We start from the raw sequence: 18,794 nt of genomic DNA, 5'->3' as shown, positions 1-18,794 counted from the left end.
CTGACAGCCGAGGGGCGGTGTGAGACTCGATACCGTGAAACGCGTACTCGTCGTGGACGACGACCCGACTGTCTCCGAGGTCGTCGCCGGATACCTGACCCGGGCGGGCTTCGACGTCGATGTGGCCGCCGACGGGCCGTCCGCCGTGGCCAGGGCCATGGCACAGCCGCCGGAACTGGTGGTGCTTGACCTGATGCTGCCCGGCATGGACGGGTTGGAGGTCTGCCGCCGCATCCGCGAGACCGGCCCGCTGCCCGTGATCATGCTGACGGCGCGGGGTGACGAGGAGGACCGCATCCTCGGCCTGGAGGTCGGGGCGGACGACTACGTCACCAAGCCATTCAGCCCGAGGGAGCTGGTCCTGCGGGTGGAGTCGGCGCTGCGCCGTGCGGGAGCGCTGGCGACAGCGCAGAGCGCACCGTCCCCACCGCGCCTGACCGGACTGGGGGCCGGACCGCTCGCTCTGGACCCCACGGCTCGCCGGGCCACCCGCGATGGTCGGGAACTTGCCCTGACCATCAGGGAGTTCGATCTGCTGGAGTTCTTCCTGCGCAATCCCGGGCGGGCCACCAGCCGGGAGGAACTGATGCGTCGCGTGTGGGGCTGGGAGTTCGGCGACCTGTCCACCGTCACCATCCATGTACGGCGGCTGCGCGAGAAGATCGAGGACGACCCGGCCCGCCCCCGACTGATCAACACCGTGTGGGGCGTCGGCTACCGCTTCGACACACCTGAGACGAACGGGGCGGACGATGCTGCGTGACATCTTCCTGATCGCCCTGTACGCGGCGATCGGCGCGGGCGTCGCCGGACTGCACCGTGTGGCCGCCCTGAGGCTGCTGCGCAACCGCTCGGTCGCGCTGTCGCTGGCCGTGGTCGCCGCCGTTGCCGTGGCGGCGATGCTCGCCGGGACGATGCTCGTGTCGTGGGCGATGCTGCTGTCGGATCACGACCTGTGGGTCGTCACCATGGTGTGCTCCATCGCGGCGGTCGTCTCCCTCGCGGTGGCGCTCGTCCTGGGCCGCAGCGTCGTCAAGGGCAACCAGGCCCTCGCCGAGGCCACCCGAGCTCTCGGCGACGAGGGCCGCTTCACCCCGCCCAGGACCGCTCCCACAGCTGAACTGTCCTGACTCGTCCGGGAGTTGGACGCCACCAGTGCGAAGCCGGCCGCCTCAGGCGAGCGCAAGCGGTCCTTGGAGGAGTCCCGACGGGAGCTGGTCGCCTGGATCTCCCACGACCTGCGCACCCCGCTCGCTGGGCTGCAGGCGATGACCGAGGCACTGGAGGACGGCATGGTCGACGACCCGAGCGTCTACCACGCCCGGATCCGCACAGAGGTCGGAAGGCCCAGCGAAATGGTCAGCGACCTGTTCGAGCTCTCCCGCATCCAGGCCGACGTGCTGGCCCTGAACACGGCCCGCATGTCGGTCTACGACCTCGTCGGCGACGCGATCGCGGGCGCCGACGCCCTGGCCGAGGAACACGGCGCACGGATCATCGGCGATGGAGTCGAGCCGCCGCCGGTCGAGGTCGACGGCCGCGAGATGTCCCGCGTCCTGGCCAACCTCCTCGTCAACGCCATCCACCGCACGCCCACCGACGGAACGGTCGCCGTCTCCGCCCGGCAGGAGGACGGCAGCGTCTTCGTCTCGGTGACCGACGGGTGCGGCGGCATCCCGTCCGAGGACTTGCCACGCGTCTTCGACACCGGCTGGCGCGGCACCGACGCCCGCACCCCGCCCGCCGGTGCGGGCCTGGGTCTGGCCATGGTGCGGGGCATCCTCGAGGCCCACAGCGGCCGGGCCGCCGTCCACAACGTGCCCTGCGGTGCGGCTTCGAGGTCCGCCTGCCGACAGCCGCCTGAACCCCCGTTTCCGGTCCGGAGAACGGCCATCGCTGTGGAGGTACAGGGACGGCCCTTCCGGGTTGTCACCGGGGAGGGCTCAGCCGGCCCGCAGCGGGGCCTTCGCGAACTCCGTCATTCCCTCGGCGAAGCCCACCACCGGTTTCCAGTCCAGCTCGTCACACAGCCTGTGCGAAGAGGCGGTGATGTGGCGGACGTCGCCGAGCCGGTACTCCCCGGTGACGACGGGTGCATCGCCGCCGTGTGCCGCGGCCAGGGCGGCGGCCATCTCCCCCACCGTGTGCGGGTCGCCGCTGCCGACGTTGTACGCCCGCAGGACGCCCTCCGGCAGAGCGGGCAGCCCATCCAGGGCCGCGAGGTTGGCCCCTGCGACATCCCGGACGTGGACGAAGTCCCGGCGCTGACCGCCGTCCTCGAACACACGAGGTGCCTCGCCGCGCGCCAGCGCGGACCGGAACAGGGAGGCGACTCCCGCGTAGGGGGTGTCGCGGGGCATGCCCGGCCCGTACACATTGTGGTAGCGAAGCGCCGCCACCCATCCACCGGTCGCCCGCGCCCATGCCGCGGCCAGGTGCTCCTGAGCGAGCTTGGTAGCCGCGTAGACGTTGCGCGGATCGGTCGGCGCATCCTCCCCCACCAGGCCGGCGGACAAGGGCTCACCGCAGTGTGGGCACGGTGGTTCGAAACGGCCCGCGTCCAGCTCGGCGATCCGTCGCGGCCCCGGCCGTACGACGCCGTGCTGGGCACACTCGTAGCGGCCCTCGCCGTAGACGACCATGGAACTCGCCAGCACGAGTCGGGGTACCCAGGACTCGGCCATGCTTGCCAGCAGTACGGCCGTGCCAAGGTCATTGCTGCCGACGTAGTCGGGCGCGTCCGCGAAGTCCTTGCCGAGCCCGACCATCGCCGCCTGATGGCAGACGGCGTCCACGCCCCGCAGAGCGTCCACCACCGCTCCCCTGTCGCGCACATCCGCGTGGCGCCAGTCGACACCATCGGGGACGGGCGGCGGTGGGCGGCGGGCAGGAGCGCGTCGAGCACGCGTACCTCGTGCCCGGCGCCGGTGAAAACGCTGACGATGTGCGAGCCGATGAAGCCCGCACCTCCGGTGACCAGGATCAACATGCCCCGACGCTAAGCCTGGCTGTGCGAGTGCGGATGCCGGGACGGGAATCCGTCAGGAGTTCGTAAGCCTTCCGGACCTGCCGGACGCCGCGACGGTCAGCAGACCGAAGCCCACGGCGAACGCGATCATGGTGAACACGCCGCGGGGCCAGAAGATGTGGCTGTCGAGGAACGACCAGCATGCCCCCAGCACCATCACGGCACCGGGCAGCACCCGGACGCCGTGGCGCCGCAGCAGTACCGCGCCGGCGGCGAGAGCGGCGAGCGTCAGCGCGTACACCCCTGCCCGGCCCAACTCGTCACCGGTCGAGAACAGCCACCCCACCGCCCCATGCACCCCATGGCTCGCCACCGTCCCGGCAGAGATACCGGCCACCGCGTCCAGCCCTGAGTAGTAGGCCGCGTACCCCAGACACCCGGCCCAGGTCACCACGGTGAGGGCGCCGTCGAGGTCACGCGCCGGTCTTCCCCACAGCGGCACCAGCAGGCCGAGCGCCAGCAGAGGGAAGACGGGCAGCAGGGCGACATGCAGCGCCGTCCAGTGAGCGGCCGTCGACGCCGTGAGATGCCGCGGGTGGACCAGGCCCGCCACAGCCAGAAGCAGGGGCGGCGCCATTACGAGGGCCACTGTACGAAGAGTTCGCATGGCGCCAACGTAGGAATGCCCTGAGCCGGGCGTGGCCCGTGCCGAAGGTGCGTAAGACACCCGTAAGACGCCGTCGTTACGAAGGTGGACGCCGTCGGCTGCGACGGACCTCCTTCGCCACCACCAGCAGGGCCGTGACCGTAGCCACGCCCACCAGGGTCAGCAACCAGTTGCGCGGGTAGTCGAGCGGCAGCACCGTCGAGTTGGCCCGCGGCCCCGGCCGCAGCAGCACCGGCAGCGCCACCGCGGTCAGCGCGCCCGCCACGAGCAGCGCCCCACGGATCGGCCCCCGCACCCCACCACGGACCAGCAGCAGCCCGACGAGCAGCACCAACGGCGCGATCAGCGCGTCGTGCAACACGACCGCCCCGCCGAGCCACTCCGCCACACCCATCAGGTCCTGCACGTCCAGCAGCAGGGACGCGCCGACACCCATCAGCGCCAGCCCGGCCGCGCCGGCCAGCAGTCGCAGCACCTTGGCCCTCATGACAGCGCCTCCAGTCGGCCGACCCACTTGGTCTGCAGTACGCCCGGACGGTTCGGAGCGATCAGGCGCACCGGGTATCCGTGGTCGGGCGACAGCTCCTCACCGTTCAGCCGAAGTGCGAGCAGGGTCAGCGGGTCCCGGGCGTGCTCGTGACCCATCTCGGAGACCCGGTAACCGCCCCGGGTCTGCAACGACACCACTCGTACCCGCGCATGGACCGGGGCTCCCACCCGCTCCAGCAGGTCCACGACGCGCACGCCCGTCCAGTGCGCCGACTTGCTCCAGCCCTCCACGCAGGCGATCGGCAGCTCGACCTCGTGCTGGGGCAGTGCGCGCAGTTCGTCCAGCGTCAGCGTGTAGGGCCGCGGTCCGGAGATGGTCAGGCGGTAGCGCTCGGCGTGGATCAGGCCGACGCCCGCCGCCGCGGCGGTCCGGTTGACCGGCAGGCCCTCGGGACCATGGTCGGGGTGGCGGGGTGCGAGGAGGGTGAGGTCCTTCAACGGGGTAAAGGACTGCCCCACCGTGGTCACGGTGACGGCGCCGACCGCCGCTGCCACCGCCGCGAGCAGGGAGCGTCGATCGGGGCCGTCCTCGGCGGGCAGGGCCAGCGTGCCCGGCGAGCGACGGCTCCAGTGTGCCGCGATCTCGGGTGCCTTGACCGCGATGTGCAGTACCAGCGCTCCTACCAGCAGCCAGGCCACGGCGTAGTGCACTTGCACGAAGGGGAAGGTCCACGGGTACCACTGGGCGGTGTTCAGCAGGCCGGTCGCCAGCTCGAAGAGGGCCGCCGCGACCAGGACAGCCACCGACAACCGTTCCAAGGCGTGCCGCACCGAGCGCACCGGTGGCCACTCGAACAAGCGGGGATACACCGTCCACAACTTGGCGAGCAGCAAGGGGATCGCCGCGATACCGGAAGCGACGTGGAGCCCCTGCGTGAACCGGTAGCCCCACACCGGGCGGCTCGGCAGCTCGTTGGCGAGCCATCCCGGCGGGTGCTGCATGAAATGACTGATCAAACCGGTACAGAAGCACACCGCGAGCGCCAGGCCGAGCCACCGACCGATCGAGGTCGCCGTGCGGGCATCGTGCAGTCTGCCCTTGAACACGGGCGGAAAGAAGCGCGATCTCATGCCTTCCATCCCACCCGGAGGAAGGCCGCCGTGGAACGTCTGACCGCCTTACGGAACAGGGACGTCTCGCGGCCACGGGGCACGCACAACTTCCGCGGGACTCCACCCTTCGCCGTCCTGACCACTGTGTGCGTCGGCACATTCCCCCGTGTTTGGCATTCAACGCGCACGGAGCCACCGAGAGGATCAACGGGCCGCGTCCTCTGCTTCTTTCGGGACCCGTCGACCGATGATCACGGCGCGCACCACATCGGGGTGGTGACCGGCTGGCAACGCAGCCCTGCACCGCATCGCCTTCGCTCAAGCCACCACCCCGAGGCCCGCACCCACCTCCAGCGTCGCAAGGAAGCCGGCGAAACCGGCACCGAAGCGCAGGCCGGTCGAGAGCCCTGCTTCTGCTGCCGCGAGCACAGCGAGCGGAAATCTTGACGATCCCCTAACACTTCCCTACCGGGTCGTTGACGTAGCTTTGACGGCGGTGTGCCGGGAAGTCTGGTCGGCGAAGTGTCCTCAATGAGATCCGTCCGTCAGGACGTCAGGAAGGTCTTCGCGTGACCCTCTCCAAGGCGGCTGCCGCCACCTCCGCGCCCGTGTCCACGGGCATGCGCACACCCCGCCGTTCAGTGCTCTTCTTCGCGTTCGCCTTCGCGGTGATCGCCGACCTGGTCTCCTCGGTTGCGTACGCCATCGAGGCAGCCCTGCGCGCCCTGCACGGCGACCTCGCGCTGCTGCTGCCCACGATGAGTCTGGTCATCGGGCTCGTCGTGGTCGTCACCGCGAACTACTGGCAACTCGTACGGCGCTTCCCCAAGGGCGGCGGCGCGGCGGCCGCGGCCGGGCGGGCCTTCGGCGCCCGCTGGACGTTCCTGCCCATCGGCGCACTGGTCGTGGACTTCGTCCTGACCATCGGCATCTCGATCGCGGCCGCGGCCAGCGCGGTCATCGCCCTGTTCCCTGGCCTGGCCCCGATCCGTATCCCGCTCGCGCTCCTGCTGCTCCTGGTCGTGGCGGGACTGACCTGGTTCGGGCACGGCGGGCGGCTGCTGTTCGCCGTCATGACCGTGGCATTCGTGCTCATCTCCGTCGCCGTGCTCGTCCTGGGCTTCGCCTCGCCCCATGCCACCGGCAGGCCGCCGCCACGGCCGACCCCGGCCGGCCCGCCGTACTCGCCGTCGTCCTGGCCTTCCCGGTCGCGATGGCGCTGGCCACCGGGATCGAGGCGCCGTCGACCGCCATCGCGCAGCTCGGCCAGCTCGACGACACACACCGCCGCCGCTTCGGCCGGGGCACGCTCGCGCTGCTCCTGGTCATCGTCGGCGGCCTGACACTGGCCCTGACCGCCCTCGCCGCACAACTGCACATCGGCATTCCCGGCGCCGACTCCACCCAGATCGCCGACATCGCGCACGCCGCCGCAGGACCGGGCTGGCTCTACGACGCCTTCCAGCTGACCAGCGCCCTGCTGCTGCTCGCCGCCGCCAGCTCCTCCTTCCAGGCCGGCCCGGGGTTGCTGAAGGCACTGGCGGGGACGGCCGACCGGCCCGGAGTGCTGCCGCCGGTTCTCGGCCGGTCCAACCGGCACCACACCCCGTACTGGTCCGTGGTGGTGTACCTGGCCGCCGCCGCCCTGATCATCGTCGCCGCGGCCGGTCAGGAGCAGGAACTCGTCCTGTTCTACGCCGTCGCTGTCTTCGTCAGCTTCCTGGTCGGCCTCGTTGCCATGGCCCGCTTTGCCCGCCAGGAGCGGAAAACGGCCCTGGCCTGGCTGAACGGCCTGGCCGCCGCGGCCGTCGCCTTCACCCTCGCGGTAAACCTGCTGCGCGGCTGGCCCATGCTGTCCCTGGCCGCGGCCCTGCTCATCGCGGCCGGCCTGTACGTGCGGTGGACTCGGGCGGGGCACCCCAGCGGGATCGAGGACGTCGAGGCGCGCGCCGAAGCCGACTGACCCCACGAATCAGCGGGCCACCAGAACCGCGCAGACGGCATGCTGCACACAGTGCCGGCTGACCGGCTCCAGGAGCATCCCGGCGAACGCACCATGCCCATGGCTGCCGACGACCAGCAGCTCGGCGTGCCGGGCGGCCTCGAACAGCACGGGTGCCGGATGCCCCCGACGACTCGGCCACTTGAGAGGCGTATGACGACGCCGACGGAGTCGTCGGCGAGGACGCCCCGCTGAGCCCGCCGCGCATCACCGCCTGGCGACTGGAGAACGAAGAGGGCGTCCTGGCCCGGGCCACTACACGGAAGCACCGTGTGGTGGTGATCCCAGGGCTGATCTACGGCCGCTCCGGCGGCCTGACGCAGCCGTTCTTCGTCGGACCGGGGCGCCTGCGCCGTGCCCTGCATCGGGGACGGCTCCAACCACTGGGCGCTGGTCCAAGTCGACGACATCGCCGAGTTGTACGTCCTGGCCCTGAACGCCCCGGCCGGTTCCGTCTACGCCGGGGTCAGCGGCCAGAACCTCCCGCTGGCGGACATCACCCGAACCCTCAGCCACGCCGCCCGGTGCCTGGGCAGGAACGAATGGCTGACCCGTGCGGAGGCCGTGCAGCGGATGGGCCCGATCACAGAGGCGTCCGCCTTCGACAAGCAGTTCACCGGCGCCCGGGCCCGCCGTTCCGAGAGGACTTCTGCCAACGGCGACCTGAGCTCCTGACCACGCGCACCGGCCCGCTTGCCGAACCGGGGCGCTCCCATCGCGGCGAGCTGGTCCAGGTCCAGCGGCGGCAGTTCGAAGCGCCACGGCGCAGCAGCGCAGGCGGGAACTCCTTCTCCCCGTTGGACGTGATGAGGATCAAGGGGAAGGCATGGCAGCGCGCCCGCCCGCCCCCGATTCGGGCCGTCGCCCCGGGGCCGGCGGTGAACACCTCGGCCTCCGGCTCGCGCGAGGCGTTACGGACCGGCTCGGGGATGTCGTACTCGCCCTCCTCGATTATGTTCAGCAGGTCGTTCGGCAGTTCTATGTCGTTCTTGTCCAGCTCGTCGATGAGCAGGACGCGCGGCAGCCGGTACGGCAGCAGCGCCGTGTCCAGGGGGCCGAGCCTGATGTAGTCGCGGATACGGGTCCGCCCGTCGGCGAGCCCCGCCTCCCTTCCGCCTCCGCCGCGGCGCGGTAGGTGGCGTCCTGGGCTCGCCCTATGGCGTCGTACTCGCACATTCCGGACCTCAGGGTCCTATGAGTGGTGATCGGCCAGCCCAGAACACGGCCCAGCCGCAAATTGCGTGCCACGCGGTGGACGCGGCTCGACTTGCAAGGTGCCGGGGCGGCCGGTGATAAGCAGCGGGCGGCGCAGGTACAGAGCTGGAGTAGGAACTCGCCGATCCAACAGTGCGGTTGGGGGAGGTTCGGAAGAGTCTGGGAGGGCTGTGGGTCGCGCGGGAGACGGTGACCGAGGTGATGGCCGAGGTGACGACGGGTGCATCGGCTGCGCCGGACGCGGAGCCGGGGGCGACGGTGGCGCGTGATGAACAGACGTCGCCGTGCGCGGGGTGCGGAGCGATGGGTGGTGGGGGTTTTGAGCGTGCCGAAGTGGCGGCCGGGTATGGGGGTGGATGTGCTGTCGCGCGTGTATCGGGACATCGTGGAGGTCGTCGCGGACGCGCCGGCGCCGGCGCGGGCCGAGCCGATCATGCTGAGAATCGGGCTGCCCGCGGAGGTGGCGAAGATCGGGGAAAGCGCGCGAAGTCAGGTCGCCTGCCCCACTCTGCTGCGGCGATTGCCCGGCCTGCGGCTGACCGTCCCGCTGGCTAACGTCCCCTTCCGGCACGACAAACTCGCCTACGGTCTCTACGAGTTGCCTGTCACCTGGTGACGGCGTCAGCTCCATCCTGAGATGGCGTACGGACCGGGGCGCCGGATGGACGGCCCCGGAACGGGCGCCCCGGCGCCCCGAACCAAGGCGGGAGAGGGCTCAGGGGCGTGGCGCGAAGTGGACGAGGATCCGGCCCGTGTTGGCCGTGTCGATCTCCACGCGGTCGTACAGCTTCCTGACGTGCTTCTGGCCGAGGAACGCGAGGACGCGCCCCTTGAGCTGCCCGGTGCCCTTTCCGTGAATGATCTGCACGACGGGCTCCCCCGTGCGTTTCGCCTGGAAGACGATCTGTCGCAGCGCGAGTTCGATGTCGCGGTTGTTCCGGAAGATCGGGTGCAAATCCAATGTCAGCAAGGTGCTACCTCCCGCTGCCGCCACCTGTGACGACCCGGTCCGAGTGTGTCATGCCTCACCCTGCCAGGACCCCGACCTGGGCAGGTCCGAACGGATCGCACCGAATTCCCTCCGGGACGACGAGTCCGAAAGGCCGGGGTACCGGATGACAGCATCCCCTGTGCAGATGAGGATCTCGGCGACTTCGGGGCGCTGGGTGCACTTCGCCCGCAGCGGACCGGCTCGGAAAACCTGCCCGCCCGCCAACGCTTCCCGGACGTGCCCAGTCTTCCTCAGACGCCCGCATCCAGTCGAGTTGACTGCGGGCACGCCCAGCGGAGGCTCCGCACCGGTCTTCAGGCCGCAGACAGCGGAATCGACACACGTCCCAGGCCGAACTCCTCGACCTCGTCGTCACTGAAGACCGCAACGATTCCCGCAGGGACCGCGGGCAGCGTGGCCACGCAAAACGCCACCGCCAGAAGATCTTCCACTGCCTGGCATACGCCTCGCGACGAGGTGTACGTGATCTTCGCGCCGAACGGGCCGCCGAAGGTGGTCTCGTCACCGAAGTCGGCCACCCACGACCGGCCGACGCTCGGGACGGTCACGCCGGTCTCGACCGACGACGAGTGAGCCTGCCAGGGATGCGACGCGGCGGAGGCGGACGGAGAGGCTTCGGCGAACGCCCCGGTCGCTCCGACCAACACGGCCACAGCAGCGGGAACGGCGAAGAGAGAAACGCGGGAGAACTTCCTCGATGCGGCGCTGTGGGCCAACCTGGCCGAAGCCACCGCACGCCGCCGGGGCACCAATGGCTGGGCGGATTTGAGGTGCCCGGTGAACTGTTCCACCAGCCGGAGTACCGCCGGCTGTGCACCCTCGCACGTGAACCGGCGATCCTGAGCAACGACGTGGCCTCGCTGGAGAAGGAGGAAGTCCGCACAGATACGTTCAACTCGATCCTCCTGCTGCAGCAGGAGGAGAACCTCGACCGGTCGGCTGCCGTCGAGACCGTCGCCGCCCTCATCCGCCGCGAAGCTGCGCTACGTGGGGCGGAGGCATTTCATCTGTGGTTTGGCGGCTTCTACGACTGGCAGCCCAACACCCCCCGATACGCCGGACACCAGACCCCGCCCACAGAGCCGGCACCGGCCTGACCGATCCCGCACACCGCTTGCCTGTCTCGGTGCGGAACAGTGATTGAGGGCAGGTGCAACACCCGGTCATCACGGGCTCACCGAGGGGGGTGGTGGTGTCGAGGTTCTCGTGCAGCGAGTGAAGCCGATGCCGCGCGTCGTCGACTACAGAGCGTTCCTCCGGGCTGGAGCCGACCAACTGATCGGACCGTCCTTCTGCCACCTGACTCACCAGTGGTGGACCGACTGCCAGGGAGGTAAGTCGTGCGGCAACGGCCTCGGCACCGCCGTGTCACTCCTCGTCGCGCAGCCGGGCCGCCAAGGAGGTCAGCGGCTTGGTCTCCGCGGTGTGGCCCAGGGCGGTCAGGCGGGTGATCGCCGCGTCGAGGCGGGTGAGGGCGGGGGCGGGGCGTTCCAGGTAGAGGCCCTCCACGGCGCCCGCGAGGCGGATGCACTCGGCCCACTCGTCGGCGTGGTCGTCCCCTTGTCCCGGCTCGCCGAGCAGGGCGAGGGCCTTCTCCAGGGCGGCCAGGGCGTCCTCGTACTCGCCGGCGAAGGCGTTGACCCGCCCGTGTTCATAGGCCAGGGCGGTGTCCAGGGAACGGCCGCGGGACTCGTACTCGGCGGCGCGGGCCTCGTCGGCGATCCGGCCCGCGTCGGCGAGAAGGGCGAGCGCGTCGGCCAGGCCGTCGGGGCCCTGCTGCTGGGCTTGGAGGCGGGCGAGTTCGCGCAGGCAGTTGCTGAGCTGCTGGTAGCGCGGGGCGCGGGCATGGGCGGCGAGTGCCTGGTCGGCGGCTTCGCGGGCCCGGTCGAACTCGCCGGATTCACCCAGGAGTACGGCGGTCTCCGCGGCGATCATGGCGTGGCTCCCGGGGTCGTCGTCCCAGCCGGCCGACTCGGCCGCGAGGGCGACGAACTCCGCCGTGGCCGCCTTGGGGTCCTCCCCCGCCTGCAGTGCCCGAGCGCGGGTCAGGCGCAGCTGGGCGACAAGCCGGTCGTCCACCTCTCCGGCGGTGACGTCCGGTTCGGCCAGCAGGGAGTCGAGCAGGGCGATGCAGTCCTCGATACGGCCCAGGTCGAGAGTGAGCTGGGCGGCGTTGCTGTAGGTGCAGAACGCCTCCGTCCGGCTGCCGCGGCGAAGGTCCAGCTCCGCGGAGCGCGTCAGGTGCGGCAGTGCCTCGTCGGGGCGGCGCAGGTGCATGCAGGCCTCGGCCAGATCACCGTGGAGGCGGGCGGTGCTGATCGCGTCGGCCGGCCAGTCGGCGGCCTGCTGCAGGGCTTCGGTGAGGTTGTCGTACGCGGTCTGCGCGTCCCGGAGGCCGAAGTGGAGCCGGCCGCGCAGTCCGAGCGTTCGGGGCAGGTGCCAGGCGGGGCCGTGTGCCTTCAGCCGGTCGAGGAGGGCGTCGATCTCGGTGACCGCGGCGGGCAGGTCGCCGGAGAGGGCGTAGGTGCTGCTCCGCAGCAGCAGCGCGCCGGAGATCTGCGTGCCGATGTCGTGCCGGGTGGCGAACGTGTGCAGCAGATCCACCTCGGCCAGGACCGGCGCGATGTGCTCGTCGTTGCGCGAGGTCTGCAGACGCAGGCCGAGCACGGTCGCCCGCAGCCGCAGCAGACGGGCCTCCTGGTACGGGGCGAGGCCCGGGGTCTCCTCGTGCAGGCGGACCAGGGAGGCGTGAGCGGCGGTCAGCGCGGCGGCCTTCGCCTCGGCTCCGTCGCCGTCCTGCGTGGGAATCCGGGCGGCGGCGAACAGGGCGCTGCCTCGGCAGAGCGCCGCGTGACCCGGTTCTCCGGCCTCCTCGTACAGGGCCGCGGCCTCCTCGTGGCGGGCGGCACAGTCGGCGAACTCGTCCTTCTCGCCCGCCCGGCTCGCCTCCTCGGCCAGCAGGTCCGCGCGCAGCTGTCCGAGCGGGCCGACGGCCGGATCGTCGGGATGGGTGTAGTCGCCGGCGGCCACGAGTGTGCGCAGCCGCGCCCAGCAGGCCTGGGCGTTCGGGTGCCCCTGCCGGTCCAAGTCCCTTGCCCGGAGGATGAGTTCGGGCAGCGGGTCGGGGACGGCGGCGGCCGTACCGGCGGCGGGCGCGGCAACCTGCGCGGCGGGGGCCACGTCGTCGAGGCCGCGGGTGCGCAGGGTCAGTTCCAGTGTCTCCAGGAGCGGGGCACGGTCGAGGCGGGCCGTACGGCCGTCGCTCTGGGCCGTGGTGCCGTTGCGGGCGTCGAAGCGGGCGGCGAGGTTTTCGGCGCGGCCGCGCACCTCGGCGCGCAGTCCGGCCACCGTCCAGGTGCGGCCCGCGTATCCGGCGGCGGGCAGTTCACCGTGGCCGAGGTGCTCGACGCGCTGGAGGAGGACCTCCACGCCGGTGAGGAAGCCGATCAGGTCCAGCGGCGAGTCGACCTCGTCGAACAGGTTCCGGTTCTCTGCAAGGAGTTCCAGGCCGCGTGCCTCGTTGCCGGTCAGCGCGCAGAACTCCAGGTGCCGGCCGACCTCCTCGGACATCGAGGGATTGCGGCGGCAGGCGCGGTAGCCGGCGAGGTGCAGCTCGCGGGCCCGGTCGGTGCGGCCGGTGCGCAGCAGGGGCAACAGGGCGTACGAGGCGGAGCGGGCCGGCTCCTCCTGGCAGGACTCCTTCCCGGCCAGGACGGGCTCCCAGGCGCGCAGGGCCCGCTCGTCGTCGCCCGCCCTGAGGTGGTACCGGGCTCGCTGGCAGATCTCGCAGGCCTCGCAGTCGCTGAGCCTGGTGCGGGTGCGGCCCGCCCACAGCTCGTAGGCGAGGTCGGTGTCCTCGCCGACGTGGGCGGCGAGCTGGTAGGCCTGTCCGTAGTAGGGCTGGAGGTCGAGGTCGGCCCTCTCGTAGCGGTCGCGCATCTCCGTCAGCCACTGGCGCAGGCTGGCAAGCGGTATCTCGGGCAGCTGACGCAGGGCGTGGGCGACCCACTTGAACCGCCAGAACAGCATGTGGCGCAGGCGCTCGTCGAAGAGGTCGGGCTGCTCGTCGAAGAGGGTGAGCAGACGCGCGAAGACGACGGGCGACTTCCGGGGTTCGGAGCCGTAGGTGTACGCCTCCTGCAGTTCGAGGAGTGCGTGGACGAGGACGACGGGCTCCTCGAACTGCTCGGCGGCGTCGACGAGTTCCTCGGCCGTGACGGTGCGGGTGCGCCCGTAGGGACGCGCGTCGTTCTCCTGGAGCGCCTTGAACAGCTCGTCTGTGTTCTGGGGATGGGGTGCGGTCGGCATCGTCAGCTGTCCTTGCGGAGGGCGTGGGCGAGAAGGTCGAGGAACGAGCGGTTGATGAGACTCGACTCGGCGGGCCTCAGCGGACGCCGGGAGAGCATCGCGGCCTGTCCGTAGAGGGCTTCGGCGCTGGTGCGGGCCAGTTCGGGCTCGTCGATGGTGACGGCGGTGCGGACCAGCGGGTTGAGCTGGTTGAGGATCAGCTGGGCCCGCGGTGCCTCCTGGCGCAGGGCGCCGAGGATGTCGCCCCATACGCCGCCCTGCTGCTCGCGGGCGAGCTGGGAGCGGGTGCGCTCGTGCCGCGCCTCGCGGCTGTCGACGAGGAGGGCGGGGGCGGAGGCGGGCTGGAAGGTGCGCAGGGCGACGTCGCAGTCGAAGACGGCGAGGGCGTCGCGGGCCTGGGCGAGGTAGGCCGCGGCGGCCAGCTCGGTCTCCCGGTCGACGGGGTCGAGATGGGCGGTGAGGGTCGCCGGGTCGAGGTCGGCGACGGTGGCCTCGGGCCTGATCTCGGGCAGCCGGTGGACCAGTTCACGGTCGTAGGTGTAGCCGCCGTTGACGACGCCGAGTCCGGCCGCCGAGGCGATCGCGGCGACCTGGCGGAACTCCTCCACGCTGGAGGTCACGAGCACGGTGCGGTGGCTGCGGGCGAACTCGTCGAGGGTGCAGTGCCCGTCGGTGGTCTCGAACGGCAGCCAGGGCAGGAGCATCCGCAGGATCTCGTCGTCGTGCACGGCGAGGGATTTAACGGCCAGGTGGTGGGCCTGGAGGAAGCGGCCGAGCAGGTCGGGGTCGCTGGCGGCGGCCCGGGCGATCCAGTCGCGCAGCCGCTCGGCGAGGGCGTCCCGAACCGCGGCGAGGGTGTCGTCCTCGTACAGGGACTCGCGGGACGCCGTCGGGCGCAGGCTCTCGGCGTCGACGACGCAGCGGACGAAGAAGGCCCACTCGGGCAGGATCTCCTCGGCGTGCTCGGACAGCAGCATGCCCTTGACATGCACGCGGTGGCCGTGGCGGCGCCCGGCCGGCACCGCCTCGGGCAGCACACAGGCAATGCCCTTCAACCCCACGGCCGGCAGGTCCAGTTCGATGGTGTCCAGCGGCTTGAACCCGAAGACCTCTTCGCCGTACGCGGCCAGCGCTCGGGAGCGGGATCCCGGCGTGGGGTACGTACGCGCCCAGGGCGCGGCCTCGGGGTTGACGGGCGCACCCGGGCCGCCCGTGCCGTCGTCGAAGGTGACCGGGTGGCGCAGCAGGGAGCCGAAGTGGCGGGCCAGCGCGTGTACTTGGGCCGGGCGGGTCCACTCGGCCGTGTCGGCACGCGGGGTCAGTGTGACGGTGGTGCCGGGCCGGGGACGGGCGGAGACGGGCAGGGTGCGGACGGTGTAGCTGCCGTCGCCGCGTCCCCGCCACTCCACCGCGGGGGCGTCGGGGGTGCGGGCGGAGCGGCTCAGGACGTGGATCTCGTCGGCGACCAGGAAGCAGGAGAGCAGGCCGATACCGAACTGGCCGATGAAGTCGCCGCGTTGCTCGGCTATCCCCTCGGCGCGCTTGCTGCTGCGGCCGATGGTGGCGAGGAAGGTGTGCACATCGGCCTCGGTGAGACCGACGCCGTCGTCCTCGACGCGGACCACGGAGCGGTCGGCGTACAAGCGGATGCCCAAGTCCCCTGCGGGCGCGGCCGGTTCGAGGGTGTGCCGGGCGGTCAGCGCGTCCACCGCGTTTTGCATCAGTTCGCGCAGATAGACACGGGGGCTGGAGTAGAGGTGGTGGGAGAGGAGGTCGACGAGGCCGCGCAGATCGACCTGGAAGGTGCGGTCGGCGCCGGCCGGGCTCAAAGAGGTGTCGGGCAGAGTCATGGGGCAGTCCGGGGTGAGGTGATCGACGGGCGGCTGGTGGGTGGCGGGTTCAGGCGTTGCGCCGGGCGCGGGCGTACATCTTTTCCGGCTCCGCCATGTACCTCCACGGCCACGAGGTGTAGGCGCCGCCCAGCTCGCGGAAGACACGCGGCAACGCGATCCGCTCGGAGGCCAGCGACAGGGCCATGGCAAAGATGTTGAAGTCCTCCTGCCAGCCCGGGCGACGCACATGGGCGGGGTGGAGGATGCTGCGCTCGGCCGCCTCCAGCAGCTCGTCCTGGATCTCGGGGGTGATGAGGCAGTTCTTGTGGTCGGACTCGACCCAGTCCTCGATGTGCGCCATGGCGATCACACAGCCGAGGCGATGGCCTTCGGGGGCGCCGGTGAACGCCTCACGGGCGAACTCCAGGGCCTCGCCGGGCTCGCCGCTCCAGCGGGGCTGCAGCTGCGACACCCACTCGATATGGGTCTCCAGGTCCAGCGGGTCGCGGCGCAGGGCGGCATCACGCCTGGTCTCGTTGACCGCAGGGCCCAGCGACATGCCGCGGCCGGAGGTGAGCAGGCGGCGCCACGGCGTGACCCATTCCGGCCGCAGCTCGGCGGCCTCCAGCAGCTGATCCTCGGCGATGTGCAGGCGCTCGTGGAAGATCCGCCACTGCTCCTGGGAGACGTTCTTGGCAAGCCGGCGGGTGCGCGCTTCCCAGCCCCAGCTGATGTGGCGCGCCCCGGATATCAGCAGAGCGGTCGCCCGGTGCTCCTTGTCCTCCTCGACTGCCCTGCCGATCCAGTCCTGCACACCTTCCAGGTCGGCCAGCTCGCCCAGGACTTGGTGGTCGCGGCCGAGATCGAAGGGGGCCAGTGCCACCTTGACCGCGTCCCAGTCACCCGCCTCCGCGGCGTCCACCAGCGCGCGCACCCGCGCGTCCCCGAGTGCGCGCAGGGTGTACATCCCCTGCTTCTGCCAGCGCGGCGCGGGAAGCGCATGCGGATCCGCCGCCGGTCTCTCCGCCCCCTTACCGAACAGCTTGCCCAACATGCCGCGCCCTCCCCTGGTGCCGCGTGATCGTGTGGGGCAGCATAAACGGCCCCACTGACACCGCTTCCACAGGGTTTTCACCGATGCTCCACGGCGCCGGGCCCCATCCCGTCATGCCCGGCACGTCACGGCATTCGCTCCGGCAGACACTTGAGCAGCGCGTGCAGGGCCGGGTTGTCGTTGGCGCCGCGGCACACCAGGGCGAGGATGCCCTGGACCTGGCTGAGGTACTGGGAGTAGACGGGGGTGACATGGGCGGACCGGAAGATGCTGATGAGCAGTTCGTGGAAGTAGCGGGCCTCGACGGGTGAGTACATCAGCAGCTCCCGGCCCTCGAAGTCCCGTACCGAGAGCGCTCCTTGATGTGTCGTCAGCTCGTGTGCAGTCGGCAATGCGGCGACCAGCCGCTCCTTCGCCGCAGGCCTGAGAGCGACGGCAGGGCGGACCTGCGCCGGGTGACCGCCGTACGCGAACACCTCGGCGACGACGTGCCGTTGATAGTCGACGCCAACCAGCAGTGGGACCGACCCGCCACCCAGCGCATGGGCCGTGCGCTGGAGCAGTTCGGCCTGATCTGGATCGAGGAACCTCTCGACGCGTACGACGCGCAGGGCCATGCCGCTCTCGCCGCCTCGCTGGACACGCCGATCGCGACGGGCGAGATGCTCGCGAGCGTGGCCGAGCACCAGGAGTTGCTGCGCCACAACGCGGTGGACCTCATCCAGCCGGACGCGCCCCGCATCGGCGGCATCACACAGTTCCTCAAGCTCGCCGCGTTCGCCGAACACCAACACCTGCAACTCGCACCCCACTTCGCCATGGAGATCCACCTCCACCTCGCCGCCGCCTATCCGCACGAGCCGTGGGTGGAGCACTTCGACTGGCTGGAGACGCTGTTCAACGAGCGGCTCCGGATCAGCGACGGCCGGATGCACCTGTCGTCGCGCCCCGGCCTCGGCATCGCCCTCAGCGAGCAGGCCCGCGCCTGGACGCAGGCGGTGCGCGAGGTGGGCACGCGGCCCTGAGCCGCCGTATCGGGCTTCATCGGGTGCCCGGCGGCCGTCGACCCATTGACCAGCCATGTACAGCACCCTAACCTCCATCCTCATACGTAGATAGCATCCATATACATGGAGAAGAGTTCATGTCACTGAACACGGCGGCCCAAGACGTCGCGCGACGCCTGCGGGACGGCATGGCACGCGGTGTGCTGTCCTTCCCGCTGACCAGCTTCACCGACGACGGCAGCCTCGACCTGGACGCCTACCGCGCCTACCTGGAGGGCCAGTTGGCCACCGGTCCCGGCGCGGTCTTCCCCGCCTGCGGCACGGGCGAGTTCAGTGCGCTGGACGAGGACGAGTACCGCCAGGTCGTCACCGTCGCCGTGGAGGTGGCCGACGGACGCATACCCGTCGTTGCCGGCATCGGCTACGGCTGGGCCCAGGCCCTGCGCTTCGCCCGGATCGCGGAGGAAGCCGGCGCGGACGCCGCGCTGGTGCTCCCCCACTACCTGCTGAACGCCCCGCAGGACGGTCTGGTCGAGCAGGTGCGCCGGATCGCCGCGGGCACCGGTATACCGCTCATCGTCTACCAGCGCGACCAGGTCGCCTTCAGCGTCGAGAGCCTGCGCCGCATCGCGGAGATCTCCACGGTCATCGGCCTCAAGGACGGCCACAGCGACCTGGACCGCCTCCAGCGCCTGACCCTCAACTCCCCCGACCATCTGCTCTTCTTCAACGGCGCCGCCACCGCGGAGATCCAGGCCCGCGCGTACGCCACCGTCGGCGTCCCGGCGTACTCCTCGGCGGTCCACGCCTTCGCCCCCGAGATCGCGAACGCGTTCTTCGCCGCCCTCCAGAGCGGCGACGACAACACCGTCGACGACCTGCTGCGCGACTTCTACGTTCCCCTGGTCGAACTGCGCGACCGCGTACCGGGCTACGCGGTCTCCCTCGTCAAGGCCGCGGCCCGGCTGCGCGGCAGGCCGGTCGGCCCGGTCCGCGCCCCGCTCACCGACCCCGGCCCGCAGGACCTCGCCGAGCTGGAGAAGCTCCTGGAGACGGGCCTGGCTCTGGTCGGGGCCACCGGCTGAACCACCCTCACCCCAGTTCAGAACAGTTCAAAGGGGAACTGA

General features: G+C 71.0%; 16 protein-coding genes and 4 pseudogenes. 8 read left to right on the top strand and 12 right to left on the bottom strand.

Features of this window, described 5'->3' with window-relative positions:
- Window positions 1–34 precede the first annotated feature (34 nt).
- Window positions 35–763 (top strand): response regulator transcription factor, encoded by a 729-nt coding sequence (locus P2Q00_RS41900; protein ID WP_275779970.1) that lies wholly within the window; start codon window positions 35–37, stop codon window positions 761–763.
- Window positions 753–1,864: pseudogene (locus P2Q00_RS41895) on the top strand (sensor histidine kinase). The gene P2Q00_RS41900 and the pseudogene P2Q00_RS41895 overlap by 11 nt, the downstream one beginning before the upstream one ends.
- Window positions 1,865–1,943: 79 nt before the next feature.
- Here P2Q00_RS41895 and P2Q00_RS41890 read toward each other — a convergent pair.
- The 4 genes and pseudogenes from P2Q00_RS41890 to P2Q00_RS41875 all read right to left on the bottom strand — a co-directional run bounded on the left by P2Q00_RS41890 (window position 1,944) and on the right by P2Q00_RS41875 (window position 5,255).
- Window positions 1,944–2,989 (bottom strand): annotated as a pseudogene (locus P2Q00_RS41890) (NAD-dependent epimerase/dehydratase family protein).
- A 52-nt stretch (window positions 2,990–3,041) separates the two neighbouring features.
- Window positions 3,042–3,635 carry a hypothetical protein gene (locus tag P2Q00_RS41885; protein WP_275779968.1) on the bottom strand — a complete coding sequence of 198 codons (594 nt, stop codon included), beginning with the start codon at window positions 3,633–3,635 and terminating at the stop codon, window positions 3,042–3,044.
- 76 nt (window positions 3,636–3,711) lie between these two features.
- Complete coding sequence (locus P2Q00_RS41880; RefSeq protein ID WP_275779967.1) at window positions 3,712–4,122, bottom strand: hypothetical protein; 411 nt, start codon at window positions 4,120–4,122, stop codon at window positions 3,712–3,714.
- A complete protein-coding gene (locus P2Q00_RS41875; protein WP_425579656.1) occupies window positions 4,119–5,255 on the bottom strand; it encodes a molybdopterin-dependent oxidoreductase in 1,137 nt (378 codons plus the stop codon). The genes P2Q00_RS41880 and P2Q00_RS41875 overlap by 4 nt, the downstream gene beginning before the upstream one ends.
- 1,195 nt (window positions 5,256–6,450) lie before the next feature.
- Here P2Q00_RS41875 and P2Q00_RS41870 point away from each other — a divergent pair.
- The gene (locus P2Q00_RS41870; protein WP_275779963.1) at window positions 6,451–7,200 is read left to right on the top strand and encodes an APC family permease; all 750 of its coding nucleotides are present in this window, start codon (window positions 6,451–6,453) and stop codon (window positions 7,198–7,200) included.
- Between the two features lie 9 nt (window positions 7,201–7,209).
- Here the strand turns inward: P2Q00_RS41870 and P2Q00_RS41865 are convergent.
- Window positions 7,210–7,362: pseudogene (locus P2Q00_RS41865) on the bottom strand (universal stress protein); the annotation flags it as partial.
- 231 nt (window positions 7,363–7,593) lie between these two features.
- Here P2Q00_RS41865 and P2Q00_RS41860 point away from each other — a divergent pair.
- Window positions 7,594–7,914 carry a Rossmann-fold NAD(P)-binding domain-containing protein gene (locus tag P2Q00_RS41860; RefSeq protein ID WP_275779961.1) on the top strand — a complete coding sequence of 107 codons (321 nt, stop codon included), beginning with the start codon at window positions 7,594–7,596 and terminating at the stop codon, window positions 7,912–7,914.
- Here the strand turns inward: P2Q00_RS41860 and P2Q00_RS41855 are convergent.
- Window positions 7,853–8,413, bottom strand: a complete 561-nt coding sequence (locus P2Q00_RS41855) for a MoxR family ATPase (RefSeq protein WP_275779960.1) — start codon at window positions 8,411–8,413, stop codon at window positions 7,853–7,855. The two genes, P2Q00_RS41860 and P2Q00_RS41855, sit on opposite strands and share 62 nt — an antisense overlap.
- A 360-nt stretch (window positions 8,414–8,773) precedes the next feature.
- On the opposite strand from P2Q00_RS41855, the gene P2Q00_RS41850 reads away from it, so the two are divergent.
- Complete coding sequence (locus tag P2Q00_RS41850; protein ID WP_275779958.1) at window positions 8,774–9,070, top strand: hypothetical protein; 297 nt, start codon at window positions 8,774–8,776, stop codon at window positions 9,068–9,070.
- A gap of 99 nt (window positions 9,071–9,169) precedes the next feature.
- On the opposite strand, the gene P2Q00_RS41845 is transcribed toward P2Q00_RS41850, so the two are convergent.
- Both P2Q00_RS41845 and P2Q00_RS41840 read right to left on the bottom strand, forming a co-directional pair.
- Window positions 9,170–9,415 carry a Smr/MutS family protein gene (locus P2Q00_RS41845; RefSeq protein WP_275779957.1) on the bottom strand — a complete coding sequence of 82 codons (246 nt, stop codon included), beginning with the start codon at window positions 9,413–9,415 and terminating at the stop codon, window positions 9,170–9,172.
- A 344-nt stretch (window positions 9,416–9,759) separates the two neighbouring features.
- Window positions 9,760–10,257, bottom strand: a complete 498-nt coding sequence (locus tag P2Q00_RS41840) for a hypothetical protein (protein WP_275779955.1) — start codon at window positions 10,255–10,257, stop codon at window positions 9,760–9,762.
- Between P2Q00_RS41840 and P2Q00_RS41835 the strand changes: the two genes are divergently transcribed.
- Window positions 10,237–10,563, top strand: coding sequence for a terpene synthase family protein (locus P2Q00_RS41835; RefSeq protein ID WP_275779953.1), 327 nt, complete (start codon window positions 10,237–10,239; stop codon window positions 10,561–10,563). The two genes, P2Q00_RS41840 and P2Q00_RS41835, sit on opposite strands and share 21 nt — an antisense overlap.
- A gap of 271 nt (window positions 10,564–10,834) precedes the next feature.
- Here P2Q00_RS41835 and P2Q00_RS41830 read toward each other — a convergent pair whose 3' ends face one another.
- The 4 genes from P2Q00_RS41830 to P2Q00_RS41815 form a co-directional block, all read right to left on the bottom strand.
- A complete protein-coding gene (locus P2Q00_RS41830) occupies window positions 10,835–13,774 on the bottom strand; it encodes a hypothetical protein (RefSeq protein ID WP_275779951.1) in 2,940 nt (979 codons plus the stop codon).
- A 2-nt stretch (window positions 13,775–13,776) separates the two neighbouring features.
- Complete coding sequence (locus P2Q00_RS41825; protein ID WP_275779950.1) at window positions 13,777–15,624, bottom strand: HSP90 family protein; 1,848 nt, start codon at window positions 15,622–15,624, stop codon at window positions 13,777–13,779.
- Between the two features lie 49 nt (window positions 15,625–15,673).
- Window positions 15,674–16,660, bottom strand: coding sequence for a hypothetical protein (locus tag P2Q00_RS41820; protein ID WP_275779949.1), 987 nt, complete (start codon window positions 16,658–16,660; stop codon window positions 15,674–15,676).
- Between the two features lie 125 nt (window positions 16,661–16,785).
- Window positions 16,786–17,052: a type 2 periplasmic-binding domain-containing protein gene (locus tag P2Q00_RS41815; protein WP_275779947.1), complete on the bottom strand. Its 267-nt coding sequence runs from the start codon at window positions 17,050–17,052 to the stop codon at window positions 16,786–16,788.
- Between the two features lie 39 nt (window positions 17,053–17,091).
- On the opposite strand from P2Q00_RS41815, the pseudogene P2Q00_RS41810 reads away from it, so the two are divergent.
- A pseudogene (locus P2Q00_RS41810) lies at window positions 17,092–17,685 on the top strand (mandelate racemase/muconate lactonizing enzyme family protein); the annotation flags it as partial.
- 119 nt (window positions 17,686–17,804) lie between these two features.
- Window positions 17,805–18,752 carry a 5-dehydro-4-deoxyglucarate dehydratase gene (locus P2Q00_RS41805; RefSeq protein ID WP_275779945.1) on the top strand — a complete coding sequence of 316 codons (948 nt, stop codon included), beginning with the start codon at window positions 17,805–17,807 and terminating at the stop codon, window positions 18,750–18,752.
- Window positions 18,753–18,794 lie beyond the last annotated feature (42 nt).

Source organism: Streptomyces coacervatus (assembly GCF_029223485.1).
GTDB lineage: Bacteria > Actinomycetota > Actinomycetes > Streptomycetales > Streptomycetaceae > Streptomyces > Streptomyces coacervatus.
The sequence above is the reverse complement of the archived record's forward strand: the minus strand, read 5'-3'. Positions and strand labels throughout refer to the sequence as shown.